This window comes from Bacillus sp. JJ864 (assembly GCF_036963045.1).
GTDB lineage: Bacteria > Bacillota > Bacilli > Bacillales > Bacillaceae_G > Bacillus_A > Bacillus_A pseudomycoides_C.
On record NZ_JBALLY010000014.1, the window covers coordinates 68,895 to 94,463 of the forward strand.

Genomic DNA, 25,569 nt, shown 5'->3' on the forward strand with positions numbered 1-25,569 from the left:
AATATATAGTTTTTAAAATACTGAATGTTATATTAATTTATATTGTTTTTTAATAAATCATCATGTATTCTCTTTAAGGTACAATAAAAATTCTTAACCTTATGTATTACTTGAAACTTTTATATTAATTCTTTTGTTCTATACGTTATAGTACATAAAGAAAAGGAGATCATTTATTATATGGAGCTACAAATTCAATCAGTAACCCAAGAACAAATTCACGAATTCACAGATCAAACTATTATTCAGTTGCAACTTGAAGAATTAGATCAGTTCACAGACACAAAGTTAAAAACAACAACATTGTCCATTACGATAAACAAAGAAATTCTCCAGTTTCAAATTACAGCTCAAAGTGGAATGCAAAACAATATGTACTGTAAAACGTATGCCGTTCCTGTAAAAGCATTTCACTACATCCTTGTATCGACACAAGAAGATTCAGAGCAAGTAAATGCGAATATGCAAGTATTTGGACATCAAGGTGAATTTCTCTTACATGAGAAGCTTTCTTTACATCATGTAAATAGCATTCATACAACATATTCAGAATTTACGGAGTTTTTCGTAACATTGAATGAAAAGGTTACCAAATATATCAATCAATATAGACAATCTCTTTAAACTCTCACATAATATTTTATCGATATAATAAATGTAAGATAAAATACAAAAAAGAGACGACTGTCAACTCCCCACTACTTAAACGCTCATACCTTTTAAAGTTGGGGCTTTTTCATTAGCCGTCTCTTATATAAATCCATTTTGACTTTTCAACATATAGATTGCTGCTATGTAGAAAAAAAGATTCTGCTACTTTCTTTCTCCCTTTGTTTGAACTTCGCATGTGTCAGGAAAAGGCCCTGACCGCTTCCACGCATGGCCAGACGCTCTCGCCCACCTAAATGAAAAGGGATTTGTGTAAGTTTTTTAATTTGGATTTATATATTTTTTATTCTTTAATTTTAAATTGGGAAATCAATCCTTCTAATTCTTCAATTTTTGTCTTTATTTGCATGGATTGATTTGTTATTTCTGTAATTGATGATGCTTGTGTTTGAATTGCTTGTACAGTCTCATTCGTATCTTTTTCTACTTTTGTAGAAGTCTCTGACACTACTGATAGTGAAGCATTAATTTCTTCCGTTCCAGCAGACATTTCTTCTGTTGTAGCTGACACTTCTTGAATTTGCTGCGTTATCTTATGAATGTCTTTCATAATAATTGAAAACGCTTGATCTGCTTCATTAGCGGCATTTCTTCCTTGCGTTGCTTCTTCTTGTCCTTTTTTCATGATTTGAACGGTATCTTTTGTATCTTGCTGAATGGATTTAATTAAATCATTAATTTCATTTGCAGATTGCTTTGACTGTTCAGCTAAATCTCTCACTTCAGCTGCAACAACTGCAAAACCTTTGCCATTTTCTCCTGCACGCGCTGCCTCAATTGCAGCATTTAAAGCAAGCAAGTTTGTTTGTTCCGCAATATTCGTAATCGCATTTAAAGCTTTATCTATCTCTTGCGTACGCATAACAAGGCGTTCTATCACCGTAGATGTTTCCTCAACAACTTTATGAACATTATTCATTTGCGTAATGGATTGCTTAATAACTTCACTTCCACTATTCACACGGTCTGTTGTAACAACAGCAACTTCAGCAACAGTTGATGCTGATTCAGCTACTGTTTGAACGCCATCTGCTACATCATTCATTGCTGTTGAACTCTCTTGAATACTCGTAACTTGTCCTACTATTTGTCTGTTCACTTCATGAATTGTTTGAACAGCTTCGTCAGAGATTTGAGATGCCTGTTTTGTATTTTGCAGCATACTTTCAGTAGAGGTGGTAACCTCGTGTGCCATCACCTTTACTTTTCCCATTAGTTGCTGCAAGTTGTCTAGCATATGATTAAAAGAAGTAACAATATTCCCTAATTCATCATCTGCTTGATAAGAAGTACGTATGACTAAATTTCCGTCCGCTACTTCTTTCATATCATGTTGTAATAAAGTAATTGGACGTTGAATAGCTGTTTTAATGATATACCCAATGAAGATAATAATTCCAGTCGATATAACTGAAATAATAATAAACATCATTATTGTCGTTCCCGCACTGCTAGCATTGCTTTTCTGTAATTGTTCTGCTTTATTACTATTATATTTAATAAGCTCGTCAATACTCTTACTTGTTTTTTGCATATCTGGCTCAACTTCTTTTAAATAATAAATATAAGCCTCTTCGTTTTTATTTTGCATTGCTAAATTTTTTGATTCATTTATGTGCAGCCTTAATCCTTCAAGATTTTTTTGAAAACCTTCATATAATTGTTTTTCTTCTTGTTCGTCTATCTTAGACTCATATTCTTTTAATAATTGATTGTTATCGCTCTGCAATTGATCCATTCTATTTACTAATTCTTTATTTCTGTTTTCATCAGTTGTGACCATAAGTTCCACAAGACTCTTAATAGAATAATTAAAATTGGACTCTACAGACTCTATCCAATAAATTGGAAGTAACCTTTCTTCATACATGCTTCCAGAAGCTTCACCCATTTTCACCAATCCCTTATACCCTACAACTGATAAGAGAATACACGCAATACTAGCTATAATCATTAATACATTTAATTTCGTTCCGATTTTACTATTTTTTAACAATGACATTACATCACGCCTTTCTTTAATCTTTATATTACGTTATATAGTTTAAAACAAAAAACGACAAAAAACGATATTTTATTTAGTGAAATATCGTTTTTTGTCGTTTTTATTTCAAATGAAAGTTCATTACCAAATTTTGTGATTGAAGCATAAAAAAGAAAACATTTATGTAATCCTGGCAATAATGTTAGCGATCAAACAAACATTAGGAGGGTTCATAAATGCTTTCTGTACCACTAGATTTGCCAGATTTTAAAGTTTCCGATGGCAGCTATTGTGGTTGACAGTATCATGCCGTTCAAAAGGTAACACAGGCTTTAGATCAAGTAAGAAAGACATATTCTAAACTAAAAAATGCTCGGTTCCTTTTACTTAAAGGTAATGAAAAATTAAGAGATACTCAGCGAGTAAAACTAGATACAATCCTTGAAGAACATCCTAATCTCGCCTTAGCTTATTATCTAAAAGAAACCTTTAGAGACTTTTATAAGTTAAACAACTTTGACGATGCTTTAGAACCTTTGGAAGAATGGATTCAACTCGCTTGGAGTAGTCCATATCCGTCCTTTCATGAAGTTGCAAAAACACTTACACACTGGAAGGCAGAAATCCTTCAATACTTTTTATCTCCCTATACAAATGGTAGAACTGAAGGAACGAATCATAAAATAAAGAACATAAAAAGAAGAGCTTACGGCTACCGCAATTTAGAACGATTTAGGCTGCGTGTATTTCTAGAATGTACAGGTAGTAATACTTATAAAAGTCATGTAGCGTAAATTTCTATTTCTTCAGCTATAACGATGGTAGTTGATAGACGAGAAGCCGTCTCTTACATTTATAAATTATTTTTATTGTCCAATTTTAAATTGTGAAAGTAATCCTTCTAACTCTTCAATTTGTTTCTTTATTTGCATGGATTGATTTGTTATTTCTGTAATTGATGATGCTTGTGTTTGAATTGCTTGGACAGTCACATCCGTATCTTTTTCTACTTTTGTAGAAGTTTCTGATACTACTGATAATGAAGCGTTAATTTCTTCCGTTCCAGCAGACATTTCTTCTGTTGTAGCTGAGACTTCTTGAATTTGCTGCGTTATCTTATGAACGTCTGTCATGATTGTTGAAAATGCTTGGTCTGCTTCATTAGCAGCATTGCTTCCTTGTTTTGCTTCTTCTTGCCCTTTTTTCATAATTTGAACAGTATCTTTTGTATCTTGCTGGATGGATTTAATTAAATCATTAATTTCATTTGCAGATTGCTTTGACTGTTCAGCTAAATCTCTCACTTCAGCTGCAACAACTGCAAAACCTTTGCCATTTTCTCCTGCACGCGCTGCTTCAATTGCTGCATTTAAAGCAAGCAGGTTTGTTTGTTCCGCAATATTTGTAATCGCATTTAAAGCTTTATCTATCTCTTGCGTACGCATAACAAGACGTTCTATCACCGTAGATGTTTCTTCAACAACTTTATGAACATTATTCATTTGCGTAATGGATTGCTTGATTACTTTACTTCCACTATTCACACGATCTGTTGTGACAACAGCAACTTCAGCAACAGTTGATGCTGATTCAGCTACTGTTTGAACGCCCTCTGCTACGTCATTCATTGCGATTGAACTTTCTTGAATACTCGTAACTTGTCCTAATATTTGTTTGTTCACTTCATGAATTATTTGCATAGCTTCATTAGAGATTTGAGATGCTTGGTTTGTATTTTTCAACATGCTATCAGTTGAGGTAGTAACCTCTTGTGCCGTTACCTTTATTTTTTCCATTAGTTGTTGTAAATTGTCTAACATATAATTAAAAGAAGTAACGATATTTCCTAATTCATCATTTGCTCGATAAGAAGTACGTATGACTAAATTCCCATCCGCTACTTCTTTCATATCGTGTTGTAATAAAGTAATTGGACGCTGAATAGCTGTTTTAATGATATATCCAATAAACACAATAACCGCAATCGCTATAACTGAAATAACGATAAAGGTTAGCACCATATCGTTCATGTTACTAACATTATCTTTCTGTAATTGTTCTGCCTTATTAGTATTATACTTAATGAGTTCTTGAATACTATCAATTGACTTTTGTATAGCGGGCTCAACTTCTTTTAAATAATAAGCATAAGCCTCTTCGTTTTTATTTTGCACTGCTAAATTTTGTGCTTCATTTATTTTCGTTCTGAACTCTTGATAATTTTTCTGAAAATCTGCATATAATTGTTTTTCTTCTTGTGAAGTAATCTTAGACTCATATTTTTTTAATAGCTGCTGATTCTCACTCTTTAATTGATCCATTCTACTTACTAATTCTTTGTTTCTTTTATCATCAGTTGTAAGCATAAGTTCCATAAGGTTTTTAGCACCATAATGAAAATTAGATTCTACAGCTTCTATACAGTAAATTGGCAGCAATCTTTCTTCATACATACTTCCAGAAGCTTCACCTGTCTTCATCAATCCCTTATATCCTATAACCGATAAAATAATACATGCAATACTAGCTATAATCATTAACGCGTTTAACTTTGTACCAATCTTACTATTTTTAAAAAATGACATTACAACACCCCTCTTTAAATCTTAATATTACGTTATATAGTTTAAAACAAAAAATGACAAAAAACGATATTTTATTTAAAAACTACCGTTTTTTGTCGTTTTTATCCCAAATTAATAACTCCTGTATTTAAACAAACGTTTGATTAATGCTGCCAAAGCGGAACGGACATGTTAATCAAACGTTTGTTTAAAAATTGTTTCACCCCTATCGACACCTCAAAATATGATACATATGAACCACTCCTACACATGGTCAGATGCTCTCTCCCATCCTAAAAAGAAAAGTTTTTTATATCAGTTTTGCAATTTGTATAGTGACAAAACTGTAAGCTTAGTTGTAAAAAATGTTAGAAAAATCGATGGTTCAGTTCCATTTTTTATATTATAATTTTTCAAGTTCCAAGTTATTACATTATAAACAGGAGAATTACTATGAAAAATAATAAGTTTTTAGCCTTTATTCCATTATCTTATCTACTCCTACTCATACCTGTAAGTGCTCTTTATGACGTACTAAATCACTCCACAGTAGGTGCTGTAAATGTAACAACAAAAATAGATGAGTGGATTCCATTTACAAAAGAATTTATCGTTCCCTATTTACTTTGGTTTCCTTATTTATATGGCGCTCTTATTTATTACTGCTTTGCAGATCGAAAGCTCTATTACGTTACATTAAGTAGTGTACTATTCGGGAAACTCACTTCCTTTAGCGTCTATTATATGTGGCAATCAACGGTAACGCGCCCTGAAGTCATCGGCAATGATGTATTTGCTAATTTAGTGCGCTATATTTATAGTATCGATCAACCTGTGAATTGTTTTCCAAGCATTCACGTACTCACAACATTTGTCATTATGATTACAGCCTATAAGCGAAAAGAACAGAATAAATGGGTGTACGGCCTGCTAACATTTGTTGGTGTACTCATTATTTTATCTACCTTATTTACAAAACAGCACGTCTTTGTAGATGCGGTAGCAGGTGTCGTACTAGGAAGCTTCCTCTATGCCGCTATACACTATGTATTTGAATCACGTGAGCAAAAGGTTACTGTGCAAGCCGGAATATAATCTATAACAAAAAAAGCAGACTGTGGCTTCTTCAGTCTGCTTTTCTCTATGTAAGAGGAGATTTTCAAATTGGCATACTCTATATAAATTCATTTTGATTTTTCAACATATAAATCGCTTCTGCAGAGACCTGCATTCGCTTTCTCCCTTTGTTTTAAACTTTGCATGTGGCAGGAAAGGGCCCTGACCGCTTCTATGCACGGTCAGATGCTCTCACCCACCTAAAAAGAAAGAGGAGTTTTTATGTCGGTTTTCAATTTGTATTTATATAACAAACACTCTTACTAATCTTTAAGATTGTGGTACAGTCATATCGCCTGGTTTAATGCGACCTGCCTTTTTCAACATGATATACAGTATATAAGAAACAGCTACTGGAATTACGATATAAGTAATCACCATCGCTGGAACAACGCTAAGTCCTTGCTTAGAAATTAAATTAATTGGTGCGATAAGGGAACTAAGCCCAAGACCGGCAATTTCTTTCCCTGCTGTAAGGTGGAATCCAAGTGCCGATACAGGTCCTACAATTGCACTCGCAACAACAGTTGGTACAAGAATCATTGGATTTTTAGTAATATTCGGGAGCTGTACTTTTGGTGTACAAAGAGCCTGGGCTAATATACCACCTAAATTATTTTCCTTCGCAGAGATAACAGCGAATCCAATAAATTGAGCAACGCATCCCGCTAGTGCAGCACCACCTGCCACGCCGTCTAGGCTAAGGGCAATTGCTAAAGCTGCTGATGACGCTGGAGAAATTAACAACAATCCCCAAACAACTGCAAGTACAATAGAAGCGATAAATGGACTACCAGCTGAGCTATCTTTAATAAATGCGCCAACTGCATTTAAGACTGGGCTAATATTTTGAGATAGCCAAATCCCGACTAAACCTGAACCTAATATTGCCGCAAGCGGAACGAGCATCATATCTAAAGCTGTTTTTCCGCTTAATCGTTTACCGATATAAACCGCTAAAGTCGCTGTTAATAATGCACCGATTGGTTCACCAGTTTTAATCATCAAACCAGCTGCAGTAATTGTAATCGATCCAGCTCCAATTGCTCCGGCAACCATCGCTGAGAAAATGACAAGTCCATTTGCTCCGAGCATAAAAGCAATTCCTGCCCCAATTGCCGGTGCCATAAGTGATTTCGCAACAACTCCGATTGTAATTAACATCGTAATATCAGCAATTCTCCCTATATTCTCAATAAGTAGACCAATTCCAAGAGATACGAAAATACCTTGTGCAATTCCGGCAGATCCTTTGAATACACGAGACATGATATATTCCTTCATCTATTTCACCTTCTTCTAGTTTAGTAACCGATTGTTTTCATGTAGTCACGTAACATATCATTTGATTTTGCAAATCGGCTTTCTTCAGCTTCTGTTAAGTTCAACTCAACAATTTCTTTTATGCCATCTCTTGTAATGATAGCTGGGACACCTGTACAAATTTCATATTCACCATCTAAAATTGCTGATACCGCAATAATACGATGATCGTCATTAAAGATAGAACGTGCAATATAAGCTAAGGAGTTTCCGATACCGTAGTATGTAGTTCCTTTTCGTTTATAAAATTCCCAACCTGCTTCTTAGTGTAGTCTGATTTGTTTTATGTACTTTACACTTTTTATTATAGGAGTTTTTACCATATAAACCATGTATAATTTGTGAAATATATCACAAATTATTTGGACAAAGTTCCGAATGTTTCATTTTCACACAAAAAAACGAGTAACGTCTCGATTACGTCACCCGTTTGTTAATTCTGTTCTTATCCCGCATTAACGGGCAGTAAGACCCCCACCTCACGCTTGAGAGAGAAACGAAGAAAATAGGTGAGGGATAACTGCCCATAAAAGCCCGATTGGGCGGGCTTTCCATCAGTGAGAAAAGCATCACTGATAGAAGTTTCACTTTATTGCATACTTAATTGACTCTTCAATTGCTGAACAATCGTTGGATTTGCCGGAGCTGCTGGTTGGTAATAATTCTTTTGCTTCGCGTATTCATACAAATTACGCTGACGTGCTTCGTCTTGATTACGAATTTGAATTAACGTTTGATATAATTGCTCGTTATTCGTTTGAGCAATGTAATTCGCATAGCCTGTTAAACTTGCATTTAATTCAGCTAAATAATCATTTACCATATCTTTTTCATTCATGTTCTTTACGCTCCTATCCTAGAAACGACATTAATCGTTGTTTCGTATTTTGTGCATCTTGTACATCTTTTTGCAGCATCTGCTTCAGCTGCGGGTCCGTACATGCCTGTGCATACTCCTGTAATTTGTGAATAACTGTTGCATGTCCGCCAATAAGATGACGTAAATTTTCCACTTCAAGTTCATTTAAATTTTGCATCGTAACGGCCTTCCTTTCTTGGTTCATTCAACATTTAGTATTTATTTATTTTCAGATTGTATGCATCAAAAAAACCTTAGAATGACTTCTAAGGTTTTATACTCTCATCGCATGTAGTCCTTTAATAAACGTTTCCAGTAATACATGTAAACTTGTATCTAAATCCAGCGGCAACCCAAATCCACCTTGCTGTTCAATCGACGCAAATCCATGACAAATACTTCTGAATCCGCGCGTTGCATGAAGTGCATTCTCTCCTTCTAAGCCGTATTGCTGTAAAATATGAAGACAAAGCTCTACAATTCCGTCCCCTGTTCGTTGCACTTCTTCATCTCGTAAAAAAGTTGCTTCATACAATCCAGAATGTTTTCGGACAAACGCCACATACGCTTCTCCTAATGCATGAATTGCCCCGTCCATACTTTTACCCTCTACCGCCTCTTGCAGCGCCTCATGCAGCTGCTTTATTCCGTAAATACCAAGATTTTTTCGTACATCTTGTAACCCTTTCACATGATTATATAAAGAGGGAGAACGTATTCCCAGCCTTTGCGATAATGACGCTAGTGTTACTTCTTGTATCCCATTTGTATCTGCGATTTCTGCCGCTGTATCTACAATTTTCTGTAATGTAAGTCCGATTCTCGGTGACATAAATTAACCCTCTTTCATACTTTCTACATTTCGCTTTGCTTCCTTAATCGCACGGTCTATTGCAGCGCCTGGATTATTTATCATTTTCCCATGCCCTGCCGCAAGCAAGGAAGGCTCATATTCTCTTAGCTTCTCTGCACTCTGTAATGCTATTTCTTTACTCCACGTTGCCATCGCAGGAAACGGAAACCAAAAGTTCATTTGTCCCGAAACAGCCATGCCCCCTCTTGTTTGAAATGCATCCCCGGCAATAAGAGCTTTATTTCTCGTATCAAGAAACGACATGGAACCTGGTGTATGTCCCGGCGTTGCTATCGCAAGAAGCGATCCAATTCGGTCCTCATCCTCTAATAAAACATCCGGTCTCGTTTTCACTTTTTTCGGGACACCGCCCTTTATCGGCGTATTTGATTCATCCCTTTGTAATGTCGTATCTCCTTCTAACAAACGTGCATCCCGCTTAGATATATAAACAGGAACATGAGGAAGTACTTCCTTTAACTTATCTAGCGCACCGATGTGATCATCGTGCGCATGCGTTAATACAATATTAGCAATTGGTTTTCCTATTTTCTCAGCCGCTTGTAAGATGCCTTTCGCGCTATATGGAAGTGCCGCATCAATTAAAGTTAAACCCTCTTCTTCCTCCACAAAATAACAATTCACAGGAAACACTCTTGGTAAAAATGACAATTGATATACTGTTTTTTCGTGCATCATTCTCATATTTCCAGCTCCCTTTTCTTAAAACTAATGTTGTTAGTTTTATTATACTAATGGCATTAGTTTTTGTCGCTGAAAATTCTATTTTTGTAAAAAAAAGAATAATTTTTACATGATTCCATTCCAACAACTCGACGATTCACACGTCGAACATCGTCGAAGGGTCTTTCTATCATGTCGAATCGCCGATAAATCTGCTATTTGCGTCGATATATTGTCAAACTCAAAAGAAGGAGCTGCCCTCAAAAGGCAGCTCCTTCACATTTATTAAACTGTATAACGCTCATCCTCTAATACTTTCGCTGCGATTTCACGTTTCTTCGGAATGACGTTAATTGGTGTATGACGTGTTAATTTACGAAGTGCAGATAACATCATGCGTAGCATATCGCCATTTTCAACAGCGATAATTGTTTCTTTTGCATCTGCTTCGATTTGGTTGAATGCTTCTTGGCAGAATACCTCTGTGTAAAGAACTTTTTGTTTGTTCTTCTCAAGGCCTGTTACTTTGATTGCTTTTTCTGTACGAAGAACAGCTGATTCCATTGCGTATAAGTTATTTACGATATCCGCAATGTTCACAAGAACTTCTTGTTCTTTGTCTAAGCCTTTACCGTATTTTTGAACAGATAAACCAGCAACCATTAAGCCGATTTTCTTCGCATTTTTTACTAAATGTTTTTGAAGTGCTAATGGCTCATCGCCTACTTCTTCTGGCATCATCATCATTAACTGTTCTTGTAATTTTTGTGCTTCTTGTAAAAGTGGTAATTCGCCTTTCATTGCTTTACGTAGGAACGTGCCTGGTACGATTAAGCGGTTAATTTCGTTCGTACCTTCGAAAATACGGTTAATACGAGAGTCGCGGTACATTCTTTCAATCTCGTACTCTGCCATAAATCCGTAACCACCATGAATTTGGACACCTTCATCCACTACGTAATCTAATACTTCAGAACCGAATACTTTGTTTAAAGAGCACTCAATTGCATATTCAGCAATTGAAGCTGCAACAGCTTTTCCGTCTTTTACTTCTTCTTCGGATAATGTGCTCATGCGGCTTTCAAATAAACCAACTGTACGATATACAGAGCTTTCCGCTGCATAAATTTTCGCTGCCATATTTGCAAGTTTCTCTTGAATTAATGGGAAGCGAGCAATTGGTTGTTTAAATTGTTGACGTTGATTTGCATATTGCGCTGAAATTTCTAACGCGCGTTTTGAAGAACCAACTGTACCAACACCTAATTTATAGCGGCCGATATTTAAAATGTTAAAGGCAATGACATGACCTTTCCCAATTTCACCAAGGACATTTTCTTTCGGTACTAGCGCATCTTCTAAAATTAACGTACGAGTAGAAGAACATTTAATACCCATTTTCTTTTCTTCTGGGCCTGTCGATACGCCTGGGTATTCTTTTTCTACGATAAACGCTGTGAAATGTTCGCCATCTACTTTTGTATATACAACGAATACATCAGCGAAAGCAGAGTTTGTAATCCATTGTTTTTCACCGTTTAATACGTAGTGTGTACCTTCTGCATTTAAGCGAGCCGTTGTTCTTGCACCTAATGCATCAGATCCAGAACCTGGCTCTGTTAATGCGTATGCAGCTAATTTTTCGCCTGTTGCTAACGCTGGTAAATATTTTTGCTTTTGCTCTTCGGTACCGAATAATACGATTGGTAACGATCCAATACCAACGTGCGCACCGTGCGTAATTGCAAAGCCGCCTGCACGAGAGAATTTCTCTGCAATTAATGCAGAACTAACTTTATCAAGACCAATACCGCCATACTCTTCTGGCACATCAGCACCTAATAAGCCAAGCTCGCCAGCTTCTTTTAATAAGCGAACAGAGCGATCAAACTCATGTTGCTCTAAATATTCAAGCTCTGGCAATACTTCATTTACGATAAAATCTTCTGTCGTTTTCGCAATTAATTTATGCTCATCGCTATAATCTTCCGGCGTAAACACTTGCTCGATTGTAATATCATCAATTAAAAAGCTACCGCCTTTTACTGCACTTCCTACTGTTTTTTCCATGAAAAATTCCTCCTTCATATTTTCATAGGCCGCTTCTCTCACCGTAAGAGAAGCTAGCCCTTCTTTTTTGCATACACTCTTGTTTCTTACACTGTTTATCTATCTAGGTCTATTTTTATTTATGTTGCGGTTACGTTAAACAAAAGGTGATATACACTCGCTCTCGCCCTTTGTTTTAAAACCCTTGCACGTGGCAGGAAAAGGTCCTGACCGCTTCTATGCATGGCCAGACGCTCTAGCCCTACCTAAAAGAAAAGGTTTTCATTTCCGCTTTTATATTATCCAGTTCCAGCGGCTAAAACAGTCGGTGGCTTCGCTTCTTCCGTCGAGGCAAAAAGCGCCTCTATGTCAGAAGCTCCATCCCCCTCCTGTTCTGAGCGAGCCGCTTCCACTTTTATATTATCCAGCTCCGTCTCCTAGCTCTTTTCGTCTAAGAACCTTCCACACGAGAAAGTAAAGAACACTTTCTGTGTGAAAGAACCTTAGCCGTCAGAGCTGAACAGTCGACTCCGCTTTTAAAGTAATTCAAACACTCCAGCAGCACCCATTCCGCCGCCGATACACATTGTTACAATACCGAATTGCTCATTGCGGCGTTTCATCTCATGAATAAGAGATAATGTTAATTTTGCTCCTGTACAACCAAGCGGGTGTCCAAGGGCAATTGCTCCGCCATTTACGTTTACTTTTTCTTCATCTAGTCCAAGTTCGCGAATAACTTGGATAGATTGCGATGCGAATGCTTCATTTAGTTCAAATAAGCCGATATCAGATAACTCTAAGCCCGCTAATTTTAACGCTTTCGGAATCGCTGCAATTGGACCAATTCCCATTACTTCTGGTGGTACACCAGCTACTGCAAAGGAGCGGAATTTCCCAAGCGGCTGTAGTCCGTCGCTTACTGCTTTTTCACGATCCATTAGTAGTACTGCTGCTGCGCCGTCACTCATTTGTGAAGAGTTACCAGCAGTTACAGTGCCGCGCACATTAAATGCTGGTCGCAGTTTCCCAAGTATATCTAGCGTCGTATCTGCTCTTACGCCTTCATCTTGTGAGAACACAATCATTTCTTCTTGCAGCTTATTGTTTGCTCCAACAGTGCGAAGCGTTACATCAACAGACACTGTTTCATCTGCAAACTTTCCTTCTGCTAACGCTTTTGCCGCACGCTGATGGCTTCTTACCGCAAATGCATCTTGCTCCTCACGGGAAATGCCATATTTTACAGCAACCTGTTCTGCTGTATGTCCCATGCCCATATAATATTCTGGAGCCGATTCAACAAGGCGGCTATTCGGACGAACAACGTGCCCCATCATTGGTACTAAACTCATCGATTCAGCACCGCCGGATAATACTGCCTCTGAATGCCCAAGCATAATGCGCTCTGCACCGTAAGCGATACTTTGTAATCCTGAAGAACAGTAGCGGTTAATAGTAATAGCCGGAACGTCATAAGAAAGTCCTGCTAGCCCGCCGATATTACGTGCCATATTTAAGCCTTGCTCTGCTTCTGGCATCGCACAGCCAAAAATTAAATCGTCAATTGGACCGTCATAGTTATTTGCACGTTTTAACGTTTCTTTTACAACTAATGCCCCTAAGTCATCAGGACGCACTGTATTTAATGATCCTCTCTTCGCTTTCCCGACAGGCGTTCTTGCCCCTGCAACAATAACAGCTTCTCTCATGAACAATCTTCCTCCTTAGTTACGTAATGGTTTTCCTTTTACAAGCATGTGCTGCATTCTTGCTTGTGATTTCATTTCGCTCACTAAACTAATAAACGCCTCGCGTTCCACATCCAATAAATATTGCTCATCCACTTCTGTTCCGTATGGGACTTTTCCGCCAGCAATGACGTATGCGAGTTTTTTCGCAATGTGCAGGTCATACTCGGAAATGTAGCCAGATAAATGCATCGCTTCTGCTCCAAGCGCAAGTGTTGCATATCCTGTTTCCCCAACAACCGGAATCTTTTTACGAATTGGTGCTTTATAGCCTGCTTCATATAACACAAGCGCCTTTTGTTTTGCATCGTATAGTAAGTGATCACCATTGACGCTAATACCATCTTTATCACCTAAGAAGTTATGAGAAACTGCTTCTTGCGCAGATGTTGAAACTTTCGCCATCGCTACTGTTTCAAACACTTTGTTTGCGACTTTTTGTAGATCGAATTCAACACCATTTGCCATTTTGTTCAGATGTTTAATGTATAGCTCTTTGTTACCACCTCCGCCAGGGATTAAACCAACACCAACTTCTACTAATCCCATATACGTTTCACTAGAAGCTTGAATACTAGCTGCTGGTAAGCAAACTTCTGTACCGCCGCCAAGTGTCATACCGTAAGGCGCTGCCACAACTGGTTTTGAGCAGTATTTAATTTTCATCATTGCATCTTGGAAGTTTTTCACGACCCACTCAATTTCAAAGTAGTTGTCATCTTGCGCTTCCATTAAGATCATTGCAAGGTTCGCACCAACGCAGAAGTTCTTCGATTGGTTTCCGATAACAAGTCCTTTATAATTCTTTTCTACTTCATCAACAGCGTAGTTAATCATTTGCGTAATATCCATGCCAATTGCGTTGCTCTTAGAATGGAACTCTAAGCAAAGAATGCCGTCTCCTAAATCAATTAGGCTTGCTCCGCTATTTTTCTTTAGTACGCCATTTTTCTCTTTCAATTGTTTTAGAGAAATCGCCTTTTTATTACGAACGATTTGTTTGTATTCACCGTTATCATAGTAATAGCTCTCGCCGTTATCATGTTTATAGAACGATGTAACACCTTTCTCAATCATTTCCTTTACCCAAGCTGGAACAACCCCGCCGTTCTCTTCCATCTTCTGAATGGATTTTTCAACGCCAATTGCATCCCAAATTTCAAATGGACCTTGCTCCCAGCCGAATCCCCACTTCATCGCATTATCAATTGCGACGATATCATCAGCAATTTCTTTCGTAAGCTTTGCTGCATATAGAAGAGTTGGCGTTATAATGTTCCACAGCAATTCACCAGCGCGGTCTTTTGCATATACAAGCGCTTTCAATTTATTCGCTAATCCTTTTTCTTGTTTACTTAGCTCAACAGAAGCTGCTTTCAACTTTTTACGCGCTTCGTATTCCATCGTTTCAGCATTTAACTCTAAAATCTCTTTTCCTTGTTTTAAGAAGAAGCCTTGACCTGTTTTACTTCCAAGCCATTTTCTTTCTAACATATCATGCATGAAAGCTGGTACTTTGAAAACTTCGCGCTCTTCTTCTTGTATATTTTCATATACGTTATTTGCAACGTGAACAAATGTGTCCAATCCGACAACATCTAATGTGCGGAACGTTGCGCTTTTTGGACGGCCAATTAACGGACCTGTTACAGAATCTACTTCTCCAACGCTGTAGCCGCGTTTTACCATTTCTTGCAGTGTCACAAGCAGTCCGTACGTACCGATACGGTTTCCAATAAAGTTTGGTGTGTCTTTTGCAACAACAACACCTTTTCCAAGTACATCTTCGCCAAACAGTTTCATAAAGTCTAACACATGTGGATCTGTATCTTTTGTTGGTATAATCTCAAGAAGTTTTAAATAACGTGGTGGGTTAAAAAAGTGCGTTCCTAGGAAGTGTTTTTGGAAGTCATCTGAACGCCCTTCGATCATCTTTTCAACAGAAATGCCCGATGTATTTGAGCTCACAATAGAACCTGGTTTCCGAACAGCTTCTACCTTTTCAAATACTTTCTTTTTAATATCTAAATTTTCAACAACAACTTCAATAATCCAATCAACATCAGCAAGGCGTTCCATATCATCTTCCATATTTCCCGCTTCAATTAACGCTAAGTTTCCTTTTACAGTAAGAGGAGCTGGTTTTTGCTTTAACAACTTTTGCAACGCTCCGTTACTGAAACGATTTCGTACACTTTTATGTTCTAATGTAAGTCCCTTCGCTTCTTCCTCTTTCGTAAGCGATGATGGTACAATATCAAGCAATAATGTCGGTATACCGATGTTAGCTAAATGTGCAGCAATTCCAGAACCCATTACACCAGAACCAAGAACTGCAGCCTTTTTAATTTGGAACATCCAATTCTCCCCCTTATTCTTGAATGAATGCTCATTCAATTTTTCGACAAACGTCGCAATCTATGAATGAGCCTCTACTAATAAATATATGCTAACGTTTAAATTTTCGCAATATATTTAAAAATAAAATTTTCTGAACTTATTTCTTTTTTCATATTTTGGACATGATATGTAGTGAACTTCCTTTCTTAAAACACTTGATCAAACGGAGGCATAACTTATGGCTAAAATTAAAAAAAATCCATCAAAAGCAGGTATTAGTTCAACAAGCGTAACAGGAAATGCTGGTCCAGTTGATCGCGGCATCGAAAAAGGCCGCCAAGGAAATAATCAGCAATATAAGAAACAAAACATGGGTGAAAAATAATAGTACAAATATAGGCAGCGAACATGGCATAATGAAAAATGGGCTATATCGCTGTCTATTTCATACATAAAAGAGGGTACATAATGAAACGAACCATTACACTACTTGTTATTTCAGCTACTTTATTTATTGCAATGATTTTTTCTTTATATTCGCATAGGCAAATAGTTAAGGCCAATCAGCCTGATATATCTGGAAAGTATGGCGTTACGATTGATGCAAAAACAGGAGACATTTTATACGGAAAACATGAACATGAACGTTCCTATCCGGCGAGTGTAACGAAAATGATGACCACTCTTCTTTTGTTGGAGAATGTAAAAGAAGATGAAGAAATTACTGTGACAGAACATGCGATAAAAACAGAAAGCCAAAGCAAAAAAATCACACTGCATGCCGGAGAAAAATTAAAGCGCGATGAAGCATTAAAACTCATGCTTGTCATTAGCGCCGATCCAATTGCCGAATCGATTGCAGAGCATATCACTGATTCCAAAGAAAAGTTTGCAAAAATGATGAATGAACGAGCAAAACAACTCGGAGCAACACATACAACATTTAAAAATGCTAGCGGAGCTGATGCACTTGGAAATAAACTTTCACCATATGATTTGGCACTTATTACAAAAGAGGTATTAAAGTATCCAATCGTCTTGCAAGATATGAATACGATTCATACAACAGTACACACATCTATGCAAACGAAAAAGATTGCAAACTATGGACGTGAAGAATTGTACGCTGATCCACATGCGATTGGAAGTAAGAGTGGCCTTTCAGCATTAGCAGAATATACAGTCGTTACAATAGATGAAAAAGACGGGAAAAGAGTGATTAACGTTGTCCTCTCTACTGGCCGCAAAACAGTGTATCCCGATGCCAAAAAGATGGCAGAATATGCTTTTGAACAATTAAAATAACCAAGGAAGTTTATACTTCCTTGGTTATTTTTTAACCATTCCTTTTAATACGAACGCTACGTTAGCTGGACGTTCTGCTAAGCGGCGCATGAAATAACCGTACCAGTCGTTTCCATATGGTACATACACGCGCATTTTATATCCTTCTTTCACAAGCTCAAGTTGACGCTCTGTGCGAATGCCGTATAACATTTGAAATTCAAACTGATCACGCGGAATGTTGTATTCTTCAGCAAGTTTTTTTGTATATTCAATAATTGCATCATCATGTGAAGCGACTGCTGTATAATTGCCATTTAATAAGTGCGTTTTAATAATTTTTTTATAATTTTCATCTACATCTTTCTTTTCTGGGAATGCAACTTCCTCGGACTCTTTATACGCCCCTTTTACAAGACGTAAATTTGGTGTATATGCATTCAAATCATCTATATCTTTTTCAGTTCGATATAAATATGCTTGAATTACTGTACCAACATTGTCATATTCCTCTTTTAACTTCTTGAAGATGTCAATTGTTTTCCCGCAACGTGAATAGTCTTCCATATCAATTGTTACAAACACACCGTTTTCTTTCGCTGCGTCTAAAATACGGCGCATATTATTCATAACTAAATTTTCTGAAATATCCAGACCCATAGATGTCATTTTTAATGAAAGCTGCGAATCTAGCTTTTCACGACCGATCGCACGAATCGCTTCAATCGATTCATCTGCCATCTCATTTGCCTCTGCTTCATTATCAACAAATTCCCCCAAATAGTCGATCGTAACACAAAGGTTTTGTCTGTTTAAATCTTTAATGGCAGCTACCGCTAAGTCGATTGTTTCTCCCGCAACAAAGCGCCCCGCTCCAAAGCGTAAGCCGTACTTCTTCGCTAGTTTTGTTAGCGCTTTATTTTTTGATAAAAACAGGAAAGAATTACGCATTAATTGTTCCATGTCTTTCACCCCTATATGACTGTACTTTGTCTGTTTTTTACCCCTCTTCTAAATTATATCACTGTTTAAAATTATTTGATACAAATAATTATTTAGATAATTAACATAATAATAGGGGAATGTTTGCAGATCCAAATTTAAAAAGGAAAAATCATATAAAAAAATTTTTCGACATCTAGCAATGTTAAGAAGTGAATAGCCAATTACATCTCTCAACAGTAAATTCGACAAATGGTTTGAGTCCCCTATCCTACCTCCAAGACGAAAGTACCACTTCGATTTCATATGACAAATGAACATTATATAAAAATAATTCATGGGCATTATTGCTTTCCCTCTCCCTGCATATGACAAAAAAAGCTCTGACCGCTTCTCCGCACGGCCAGATGCTCCATCTAAGAAGAAAATTTTTTATATAAATCCATGGTAATTTTTCGACATCTTTGTCTAGCTCCAGCGGCTAGAACAGTCGGTGGCTTCGCGTCTTCCGTCGAGGCAAAAAGCACCTCTATGTCAGAAGCTCCATCCCCCTCTTGTTCTGAGCGAGCCGCTTCCGCTTTTCGGTAGAAGTCGCTGTTATGCAGAATACAGTATGCCCGCTACTTGCTTTCTCCTTTTGTTTTAAACCTTGCATGTGGTAGGAAAAGGCACTGACCGTTTCTATGCATAGCCAGATGCTCTCGCCCGCCTAAAAAGAAAGAGGGTTTTTATTTTGTATTTATATCGTTTTTCTTTCTTACTACTTTTGTCTATGCTCGTCATTGAGCCTCTTAATTTCTGCAATTAACTGTATCATCTCTTCTTTCGCATCTGGATACGTTTCATTCCAATGCTTGACAAGAGCTGGCATCGTTTTAGCGACATACGAATATAACGCCCATTTCTCAACCTTTTGCTTATATTCTTCATTGCTCTCTCCTAATAAGAGCTCTGTATACTTCTCTAACAAGCCATCAAACTGTTCTTGAAATTTTTCGCTCATTCCTCTTATTCCTCCTTCGTATTTCTTTACAGTTGATAATAAAGTGAAACTTCCATCAGTGACGCTTTTCTCACTGATGGAAAGCCCGCCCAATCGGGCTTTTACGGGCAGTTTTCTTCCCTGTGCTTCCCCAGCCTTTACTGCCCACGAATAGCGGGATAAACAAATGCCTTATCCTTCGTCAAAAAAGAAGCAGCCTAATGTAACTGCTTCCCTTACACCTTATAACTTCGATTGTACAGATTGTAACTTCTTCTCCATTGAGCTAACTTTATCACGGCGATCATCAACGCGAATATTTGTTGCTACGCGGCCTGCACCTTTAGAAAACGGAACTTCATGCATTTGTTGAATCACTTCAAATAATACCGGAAGTTCGCCTTCAATAATTGTATTCATCGGTGTTAATTGATACTTCACGCGATCTGCATTTTTCTCAAGTACTTTTTGTATTTCTGCTACATACTCACTTACACTTGTAGTACCTGTTCCAACTGGAATAATGGTAACATCAACAATTGCCATTTCTGTTCACCTCTTCTATAGATTCTTTACTATTGTACAAAATTTTCTTCCTCTTTAAAAATATATCGGCGCTTCGACACAAGATAAAGACCCCCCGACAATATACGACACAAAAAAAACGGCTGCCGGAAAAATCCCGACAGCCTAAATCTCTATTTGTCTATTTTAAATTGTTCTACTACCTTTTCTAGATCGTTCATTTCCACTGTTAATTGCTTCATCGTTCCTGATACTTTTTCTAGATGAGCTACTTGTGTTTCTGTCGCTGCATTCACTTCTTCTGATACAGCTGCACTCTCCTGACTCGTTTCAGCAATGGTTTGCATAACTTGTGTAATATCTTTCTGTTCATGTCCAATCTTTTGTACTTCTGTAGAAATTCTTTCAACGGAAGTAATAATTGTATTTACAACAGATATAACAATTCGGAATGATTGTTCCGCATCTTTCGTTACATGATCTTGCACGTTAGCAATGTCTTTTAACTTCCCAATCACTTCTACGACGCGAGCTACTTCTTGTTGCACTTCTGCAATAATAGAGGCAATATCGCCAGTTGCTTCTTTTGACTGTTCTGCTAATTTTCGTACTTCTTCCGCAACAACAGCAAAACCTTTTCCTTGTTCCCCTGCACGTGCTGCTTCAATGGAAGCATTTAATGCTAATAAATTTGTTTGATCAGAAATTCCTTTAATGAGCTCAACGACATTTTGAATAGACTGTACACTATGATCAAGTTTTTCAGCTGCGGTTTCTGTTTCAAATACAACGGAAGAAGACTCCTCCCTTGTATTCACTAAACGTTGCATCGTTTTCAAGCCGCTTTGTGACGCTTCGTCTGCTTGATTCGTTACATCTTTAATAGAAATTACTGAGTCATTCACTTGACCTACAGACTGTTCCATATTTTCTAGCTGTGCTGAAATTTCCTCCACACTATTCGCTAGTGTTGACGCACCGCCCGTCACATCATCCATCGCACTGGAAACTTCCTTACTCGAAGCAACGGTCTCGTTTGTTAAATAGTGCAAGTTATCTGCTGATTGTTGAACTGATGATACGTTATATTTAATACGGCTAACCATTTCATTCATTTGTCCAACCATATCGTTAAAGTGCTTTGTAAGTACACCCACTTCATCGTTCGTTTGCACTTTCATTTGTAGCGTTAAATCTCCTTCTGCCACTTTTTGTACTTGATTCGTTAATGATTGAAGTGGTCTTGTTAATCTTCTTGCAAAGAAATAGGATACAACAATTGCGACAAGTACACCTGCACACGCTAACCCTATAAATGTATTTCTTAACGTTGCTAATAAACTATCCACTTCTTCTTTCGGATAGACAATCCCGATTTTCCATGGCATAGATTTCATTGGCTGACTATATGCAATAACGTCTTTTCCTTTTAACTTCGTAACAACAAAATCATTTCGATCTTGTTTTAAACTTTGAATCAGTGGTTCTTTTGATACATCTTTTCCAACTTTATCTGGATACACTAATCCCATGTTTTTATCATTAACAATAAACATTTCTCCACCATAGTTGTACTGGATATTATGAAGTAACTTTTGAATTGTACCTAATGACACATCCATCGCTACAACACCAAGTACTTCTGAACCATCCGGAGATAAAAGCGCTTTCGAAACACCAACACTTAATTGACCTGTTGCAATTTCATATTGCGGCTGTCCCCAATGTACATTTTTCGTATCACTTAAAGCAGCCTTATACCATGGCCTTGTTGTCGGGTCATATCCTTCTGGCACTTTTCCACCATCCGCAAGATTCGCACTTAATGTCTTTTTATCTTTCGTTCCGATATAAAGGTCTAAAATATCAGGGTGATTATTTTTAAACTCTAAAAACTCCTTCATTATTACCGCTTCTTCTTCTGGTGTAACACCGTCTTGGAACATTCCAACAATGTTTCCACTACTAGAATAGTATTTCATATCCTCCCCAATACCAGTAATGAATGCATTCATTTGTTCTGTTAACAAATCCATCGTATTATGAGAATATTGCTCAAGAACACGGGACTCTTTCTCTTTTTCTAACTGATATACAGTTGTCCCTAAAATAGCAAACATCATTGAAATAAGTACTGAAAATACAACTGTTACTTTCCAACGTAAACTCCTCATAACTGTACTCCCCCTAACCCCTTCTTCGTTAGTTCTACACTCCCATCTATATCATTATATTAAGAGTAAGTGATATTTGTAAAACCTTAATCTTCCTTTTTGTTAAAATTTTCATATAAACATTTTTAAGTTCTATTAAAATAACTGTACTTGTATTCCGAAGAAGAGTTATTTATTCTTAAGACACAAGAATTTTTCGTTCGGGAGGAATTATGTTACAAAGATTCGGTTTTTCACAATATGAAAGTCAAGCATACGAAGTTCTCGTTTCAAGCGAAGAGCCGCTTGATGCAACGAGCATCGTAAAGTATTCTGGTGTTCCAAAGGCAAAGATATACGAAATATTGGTACGCCTTGTCGATAAAGGCATGGTGATGGATTCTGTTTCAGAAAAGAAAAAGCTGTATACAGCTCTGCCGCTGCAGCTTGCTATTGAAAAATTAACAGCAGAATTTCAAGCAAATATTAAAAAGTTACAAAACAACGTATCGAAAAGGATGTTTACAGATGACCGTGTATGGAGTTTAAAAGTACAATCTTCTATTCACGCACAAAGTAAACAACTCGTGCAAAGCGCGAAGAAATCCATTCGTATGTCTGCATGGAATGATACATTTCTAGAGTATATGCCGCTTCTAGAAGAAAAGAAAAAACAAAGCGTAGAGATAGAAGCACTTGTTGTTGGAAGCCTTGATACAACATTAGAAAAAATCCATCTTCTCATCCCAACAGAAGAGCACCATGCACTTGAGCGCTTTTTACTCATCATTATTGATGATCGTGAAATTTTATTTGCTGGCGCTGAGCAAAACTCATGGCAAGCAATGAAAACAATGTCCCAGCCATTCGTTAAATTTTTCACAGAATTTTTCTATCATGACGTTGCCCTTGCGAAAATTACCGAGAAACATCATGATTTATTTATGAATGATGAAGAGATCCGAAACCTCTTAATGAAACTGCGCTATTAAAAAACGGACATGTATTCCTACTCATGTCCGTTCTTCATTTTGCTTCTTCATATCCGATAATAATGAAATGATTTGCTCATTGTGTTTTATTTGTACTTCTGAGTTGATATACATGAGCCGAATCCAGCGAAAAACAAAGGTAAGCATCAAAACAGGAAGTATCATAATTAGAAAACCAATCATAGACGTTACCACCTCCTTTTAACAAAATACTCCACAATTCCTCCCCATATCCTTGCACAAAAAAATAGACATCTTCAAAAGATGCCTATTTAAATTCATTTTGATTTTTCAGCATATAAGCCGCCGCTATGCAGAATACAACATAATCTGCACCCGCTTTCTCCCTTTGTTTGAAACCTCGCGCGTGGCAAAAAAAGGCCCTGACCGCTTCTATACACGGCCAGGGGCTCTCGTCCTTCCCAAAAAGAAAGAGGTTTTTGCGTTTATACATTTTCAAAATCTCTATTCATTTACTTCTTATTTAAATACCAATACACCGGTAATCCTGTTAACACGATACCAATTGACAAGAAACACCTAATTGGATCATTAATAATCGCACTTCCGATTACAAATAGTGATCCTAAAATTGCTAATGCTGGTACGATTGGATATAAAGGTACACTATATTCACGTTTTTGTCCTGCATTACGCTTCCTTAAAATGAACACCCCGATAAATGTCATAACATAGAAAATATAAATAATAAATACGGAAATCTCAGACAGTTCATTTGGATCACTGATCAGCATTAAAATAATACCAAGTAGAATTTCAACAAAGATTGCGTTTGCTGGCGTTTGAAACTTATCGTTAATTTTTGAAATAAATTTTGAAAACGGAAGTTGTCCACGCTCTGCCATTGATACTGGGATACGTGGGAATGTTAAAATTTTCCCATTTAAACATCCGAATATTGAAACGATAACACCTATACTAATCAGTTTCCCGCCATATTGGCCTAATAACATATCAGCTGCTGTTGCTGTTGCATTCTCACTAAGAGTAACAATTTGCGGTGCTGGTAAAACGTTTAATAATGCCATATTAATTAACACATATGCCGCTGTTACAACAAGAATCCCAACTGTCAATGCTTTTGGTAATAGCTTTGTTGGATTTTTCATTTCACCGCCGATTGATGCGAGTAGAATCCAGCCATCATATGCAAATAATGTTGCTAAAATTGCCATCCCTATACTTTGATTTGCAGACTCTGGTACAACAACGTTAAATACATCGCTATTTCCCTTCCAAAATCCCATCACAATAATAAGCACAATCGGAATCATTTTCCCAATTGTTGTTACCGTTTGAACAATGCCCCCATATTTTGTTCCTATACTATTTACAACCCCAAGAAATACAACTGTTCCAATCGCAATTGGTAAATTCCACACTTTATCAATATGGAAAAAGTTTAAAAGCAACGAGCTAAAGTACAATCCCAATGTCCCAATAATTGCTGGTCCATATACAAGTGTTTGCATCCATCCAGATAAATAACCCCAAAACTTACCATAAATCTCTTCTAGATACGTATACAAACCACCATTTTTCGGAATTTGTGCTCCGATTTCTGCAACTGTTAAGCCACTTGCTAAAGTTAAAATACCCCCTACTACCCAAGCAAAGATTGCCATGTTAGAACTACCGGCGTAATCCAGTACCTTACCTGGCTTCATAAATACGCCAGACCCGATAATTGTTCCAACAACGATTGATAACGCGACCGTTAGGCCAATTTTGTTTTTGTCATCGTGATGCATAACTGTGTGTCCTCCCTCTAACCCTAGTTTGATTCAAATAAAAAAACACTCATCCCTAATAAAAGGGACGAGTGTTATATTCGTGGTTCCACCCTTGTTCCAATTGGTATGAAGACACAAATCACCAATTGCTCAAGTTTCAGATAACGGCGATTGCCGGCAACAATTACTAGATATTCGTTCACTGCTGCAGTTCAAAGGTGGTAAACTATTCTTTCGTATTAGGAAACTCACAGCCTAAGGCTTCCCTCTCTGAAAATCGTAAAAAATAGATCATGTCCTTATCAATACTTTTATAATGTCGGATTTTATTATTAATGTTCATTATATTGAATTTTTTTAAAAAAGCAAGTGTGTTTTATAGTACGTAGTAGAATTATTTCAGTATAGTATAACAGTTTTATCGAACAAAACTAATATCAGTGGCGTTTTTTAACATGTAAATCGTTCCCACGCACAGCCAGGTGCTCTCGCCCATCTAAAAAAGGAGCTTTTTCATTTTGTATTTTATATTTTTTTACCTACCTTATATATAAATTCACCTTGCTTTTTCAGCATGTAAATCGCTGCTATGCAGAATAAAACATCCCCCACTCGCTCCCTCCCTTTGTTTTAAACCTGGCACGTGGCAGAAAAAAGGCCCTGACCGCTTCTACGCATTGCCAGTTCCTCTCGCCCATCTAAAAAGTTCGCTTTTTCATTTTTCATTTAGTAGAGTAGAAAACTG

Annotated in this window: 21 protein-coding genes, 2 pseudogenes and 1 other annotated feature; of the genes and pseudogenes, 6 read left to right on the forward strand and 17 right to left on the reverse strand. The window is 37.2% G+C overall.

Annotation, left to right across the window (positions count from 1 at the left end):
- The first annotated feature begins 180 nt into the window (after window positions 1-180).
- Window positions 181-624, forward strand: a complete 444-nt coding sequence (locus tag V7024_RS03245) for a DUF3978 family protein (RefSeq protein WP_335515585.1) — start codon at window positions 181-183, stop codon at window positions 622-624.
- Between the two features lie 328 nt (window positions 625-952).
- On the opposite strand, the gene V7024_RS03250 is transcribed toward V7024_RS03245, so the two are convergent.
- Window positions 953-2,671: a methyl-accepting chemotaxis protein gene (locus tag V7024_RS03250; RefSeq protein ID WP_335515588.1), complete on the reverse strand. Its 1,719-nt coding sequence runs from the start codon at window positions 2,669-2,671 to the stop codon at window positions 953-955.
- 255 nt (window positions 2,672-2,926) lie between these two features.
- Here V7024_RS03250 and V7024_RS03255 point away from each other — a divergent pair.
- Window positions 2,927-3,447 (forward strand): annotated as a pseudogene (locus tag V7024_RS03255) (ISL3 family transposase); the annotation flags it as partial.
- A gap of 72 nt (window positions 3,448-3,519) precedes the next feature.
- Here the strand turns inward: V7024_RS03255 and V7024_RS03260 are convergent.
- Window positions 3,520-5,238, reverse strand: coding sequence for a methyl-accepting chemotaxis protein (locus tag V7024_RS03260; RefSeq protein ID WP_335515591.1), 1,719 nt, complete (start codon window positions 5,236-5,238; stop codon window positions 3,520-3,522).
- 432 nt (window positions 5,239-5,670) lie between these two features.
- Here V7024_RS03260 and V7024_RS03265 point away from each other — a divergent pair, with 432 nt between their 5' ends.
- Window positions 5,671-6,312, forward strand: coding sequence for a phosphatase PAP2 family protein (locus V7024_RS03265; protein ID WP_335515594.1), 642 nt, complete (start codon window positions 5,671-5,673; stop codon window positions 6,310-6,312).
- A gap of 291 nt (window positions 6,313-6,603) precedes the next feature.
- On the opposite strand, the gene V7024_RS03270 is transcribed toward V7024_RS03265, so the two are convergent.
- From V7024_RS03270 to V7024_RS03310, 9 genes and pseudogenes are all read right to left on the reverse strand, one after another.
- A complete protein-coding gene (locus V7024_RS03270) occupies window positions 6,604-7,617 on the reverse strand; it encodes a PTS transporter subunit IIC (RefSeq protein WP_335515597.1) in 1,014 nt (337 codons plus the stop codon).
- Between the two features lie 20 nt (window positions 7,618-7,637).
- Window positions 7,638-7,919 (reverse strand): annotated as a pseudogene (ldh, locus tag V7024_RS03275) (L-lactate dehydrogenase); the annotation flags it as partial.
- A 326-nt stretch (window positions 7,920-8,245) separates the two neighbouring features.
- On the reverse strand, window positions 8,246-8,494 hold the full coding sequence (locus V7024_RS03280) for a spore coat protein (protein ID WP_242216609.1): 249 nt from the start codon (window positions 8,492-8,494) through the stop codon (window positions 8,246-8,248).
- A 13-nt stretch (window positions 8,495-8,507) separates the two neighbouring features.
- On the reverse strand, window positions 8,508-8,693 hold the full coding sequence (locus V7024_RS03285; protein ID WP_335515602.1) for a hypothetical protein: 186 nt from the start codon (window positions 8,691-8,693) through the stop codon (window positions 8,508-8,510).
- A 96-nt stretch (window positions 8,694-8,789) separates the two neighbouring features.
- On the reverse strand, window positions 8,790-9,347 hold the full coding sequence (locus tag V7024_RS03290; protein WP_335515605.1) for a TetR/AcrR family transcriptional regulator: 558 nt from the start codon (window positions 9,345-9,347) through the stop codon (window positions 8,790-8,792).
- Window positions 9,348-9,350: 3 nt separating this feature from the next.
- On the reverse strand, window positions 9,351-10,073 hold the full coding sequence (locus V7024_RS03295; RefSeq protein ID WP_335515608.1) for an MBL fold metallo-hydrolase: 723 nt from the start codon (window positions 10,071-10,073) through the stop codon (window positions 9,351-9,353).
- 264 nt (window positions 10,074-10,337) lie between these two features.
- Window positions 10,338-12,122, reverse strand: a complete 1,785-nt coding sequence (locus V7024_RS03300) for an acyl-CoA dehydrogenase family protein (protein ID WP_335515611.1) — start codon at window positions 12,120-12,122, stop codon at window positions 10,338-10,340.
- Window positions 12,123-12,637: 515 nt separating this feature from the next.
- A complete protein-coding gene (locus tag V7024_RS03305) occupies window positions 12,638-13,813 on the reverse strand; it encodes an acetyl-CoA C-acetyltransferase (protein ID WP_335515614.1) in 1,176 nt (391 codons plus the stop codon).
- A gap of 15 nt (window positions 13,814-13,828) precedes the next feature.
- Window positions 13,829-16,210, reverse strand: coding sequence for a 3-hydroxyacyl-CoA dehydrogenase/enoyl-CoA hydratase family protein (locus V7024_RS03310; protein ID WP_335515616.1), 2,382 nt, complete (start codon window positions 16,208-16,210; stop codon window positions 13,829-13,831).
- Between the two features lie 220 nt (window positions 16,211-16,430).
- Between V7024_RS03310 and V7024_RS03315 the strand changes: the two genes are divergently transcribed.
- Window positions 16,431-16,577, forward strand: a complete 147-nt coding sequence (locus tag V7024_RS03315; protein ID WP_090916082.1) for a YuzL family protein — start codon at window positions 16,431-16,433, stop codon at window positions 16,575-16,577.
- 83 nt (window positions 16,578-16,660) lie between these two features.
- The gene (locus V7024_RS03320; protein WP_335515618.1) at window positions 16,661-17,497 is read left to right on the forward strand and encodes a D-alanyl-D-alanine carboxypeptidase family protein; all 837 of its coding nucleotides are present in this window, start codon (window positions 16,661-16,663) and stop codon (window positions 17,495-17,497) included.
- A gap of 24 nt (window positions 17,498-17,521) precedes the next feature.
- On the opposite strand, the gene V7024_RS03325 is transcribed toward V7024_RS03320, so the two are convergent.
- The 4 genes from V7024_RS03325 to V7024_RS03340 all read right to left on the reverse strand — a co-directional run bounded on the left by V7024_RS03325 (window position 17,522) and on the right by V7024_RS03340 (window position 22,099).
- Window positions 17,522-18,439 carry a proline dehydrogenase family protein gene (locus V7024_RS03325; RefSeq protein ID WP_098917852.1) on the reverse strand — a complete coding sequence of 306 codons (918 nt, stop codon included), beginning with the start codon at window positions 18,437-18,439 and terminating at the stop codon, window positions 17,522-17,524.
- 739 nt (window positions 18,440-19,178) lie between these two features.
- Complete coding sequence (locus V7024_RS03330) at window positions 19,179-19,421, reverse strand: YusU family protein (RefSeq protein WP_335515621.1); 243 nt, start codon at window positions 19,419-19,421, stop codon at window positions 19,179-19,181.
- A 222-nt stretch (window positions 19,422-19,643) separates the two neighbouring features.
- Entirely contained in the window at window positions 19,644-19,946 is a 303-nt protein-coding gene (locus V7024_RS03335; RefSeq protein WP_090998954.1) for an MTH1187 family thiamine-binding protein, read from the reverse strand.
- A 152-nt stretch (window positions 19,947-20,098) separates the two neighbouring features.
- Window positions 20,099-22,099: a methyl-accepting chemotaxis protein gene (locus tag V7024_RS03340; protein ID WP_335515624.1), complete on the reverse strand. Its 2,001-nt coding sequence runs from the start codon at window positions 22,097-22,099 to the stop codon at window positions 20,099-20,101.
- 212 nt (window positions 22,100-22,311) lie between these two features.
- Between V7024_RS03340 and V7024_RS03345 the strand changes: the two genes are divergently transcribed.
- The gene (locus V7024_RS03345; RefSeq protein WP_335515627.1) at window positions 22,312-23,070 is read left to right on the forward strand and encodes a TrmB family transcriptional regulator; all 759 of its coding nucleotides are present in this window, start codon (window positions 22,312-22,314) and stop codon (window positions 23,068-23,070) included.
- Window positions 23,071-23,091: 21 nt separating this feature from the next.
- On the opposite strand, the gene V7024_RS03350 is transcribed toward V7024_RS03345, so the two are convergent.
- Window positions 23,092-23,253: a hypothetical protein gene (locus V7024_RS03350; RefSeq protein WP_335515629.1), complete on the reverse strand. Its 162-nt coding sequence runs from the start codon at window positions 23,251-23,253 to the stop codon at window positions 23,092-23,094.
- A 290-nt stretch (window positions 23,254-23,543) separates the two neighbouring features.
- Window positions 23,544-24,842, reverse strand: a complete 1,299-nt coding sequence (locus V7024_RS03355; protein WP_335515632.1) for an APC family permease — start codon at window positions 24,840-24,842, stop codon at window positions 23,544-23,546.
- Between the two features lie 60 nt (window positions 24,843-24,902).
- Window positions 24,903-25,139, reverse strand: a binding site (T-box leader).
- Window positions 25,140-25,569 lie beyond the last annotated feature (430 nt).

Bases quoted from the DNA above. Each gene is read 5' to 3' on its own strand.
- V7024_RS03350 (WP_335515629.1), bottom strand. From the start codon at position 23,253: ATGATTGGTTTTCTAATTATGATACTTCCTGTTTTGATGCTTACCTTT.
- V7024_RS03335 (WP_090998954.1), bottom strand. From the start codon at position 19,946: ATGGCAATTGTTGATGTTACCATTATTCCAGTTGGAACAGGTACTACA.
- V7024_RS03285 (WP_335515602.1), bottom strand. From the start codon at position 8,693: ATGCAAAATTTAAATGAACTTGAAGTGGAAAATTTACGTCATCTTATT.
- V7024_RS03315 (WP_090916082.1), top strand. From the start codon at position 16,431: ATGGCTAAAATTAAAAAAAATCCATCAAAAGCAGGTATTAGTTCAACA.
- V7024_RS03305 (WP_335515614.1), bottom strand. From the start codon at position 13,813: ATGAGAGAAGCTGTTATTGTTGCAGGGGCAAGAACGCCTGTCGGGAAA.
- V7024_RS03250 (WP_335515588.1), bottom strand. From the start codon at position 2,671: ATGTCATTGTTAAAAAATAGTAAAATCGGAACGAAATTAAATGTATTA.
- V7024_RS03330 (WP_335515621.1), bottom strand. From the start codon at position 19,421: ATGAGCGAAAAATTTCAAGAACAGTTTGATGGCTTGTTAGAGAAGTAT.
- V7024_RS03345 (WP_335515627.1), top strand. From the start codon at position 22,312: ATGTTACAAAGATTCGGTTTTTCACAATATGAAAGTCAAGCATACGAA.
- V7024_RS03260 (WP_335515591.1), bottom strand. From the start codon at position 5,238: ATGTCATTTTTTAAAAATAGTAAGATTGGTACAAAGTTAAACGCGTTA.
- V7024_RS03300 (WP_335515611.1), bottom strand. From the start codon at position 12,122: ATGGAAAAAACAGTAGGAAGTGCAGTAAAAGGCGGTAGCTTTTTAATT.
- V7024_RS03270 (WP_335515597.1), bottom strand. From the start codon at position 7,617: ATGAAGGAATATATCATGTCTCGTGTATTCAAAGGATCTGCCGGAATT.
- V7024_RS03325 (WP_098917852.1), bottom strand. From the start codon at position 18,439: ATGGAACAATTAATGCGTAATTCTTTCCTGTTTTTATCAAAAAATAAA.
- V7024_RS03290 (WP_335515605.1), bottom strand. From the start codon at position 9,347: ATGTCACCGAGAATCGGACTTACATTACAGAAAATTGTAGATACAGCG.
- V7024_RS03280 (WP_242216609.1), bottom strand. From the start codon at position 8,494: ATGAATGAAAAAGATATGGTAAATGATTATTTAGCTGAATTAAATGCA.
- V7024_RS03265 (WP_335515594.1), top strand. From the start codon at position 5,671: ATGAAAAATAATAAGTTTTTAGCCTTTATTCCATTATCTTATCTACTC.
- V7024_RS03340 (WP_335515624.1), bottom strand. From the start codon at position 22,099: ATGAGGAGTTTACGTTGGAAAGTAACAGTTGTATTTTCAGTACTTATT.
- V7024_RS03295 (WP_335515608.1), bottom strand. From the start codon at position 10,073: ATGAGAATGATGCACGAAAAAACAGTATATCAATTGTCATTTTTACCA.
- V7024_RS03245 (WP_335515585.1), top strand. From the start codon at position 181: ATGGAGCTACAAATTCAATCAGTAACCCAAGAACAAATTCACGAATTC.
- V7024_RS03310 (WP_335515616.1), bottom strand. From the start codon at position 16,210: ATGTTCCAAATTAAAAAGGCTGCAGTTCTTGGTTCTGGTGTAATGGGT.
- V7024_RS03320 (WP_335515618.1), top strand. From the start codon at position 16,661: ATGAAACGAACCATTACACTACTTGTTATTTCAGCTACTTTATTTATT.
- V7024_RS03355 (WP_335515632.1), bottom strand. From the start codon at position 24,842: ATGCATCACGATGACAAAAACAAAATTGGCCTAACGGTCGCGTTATCA.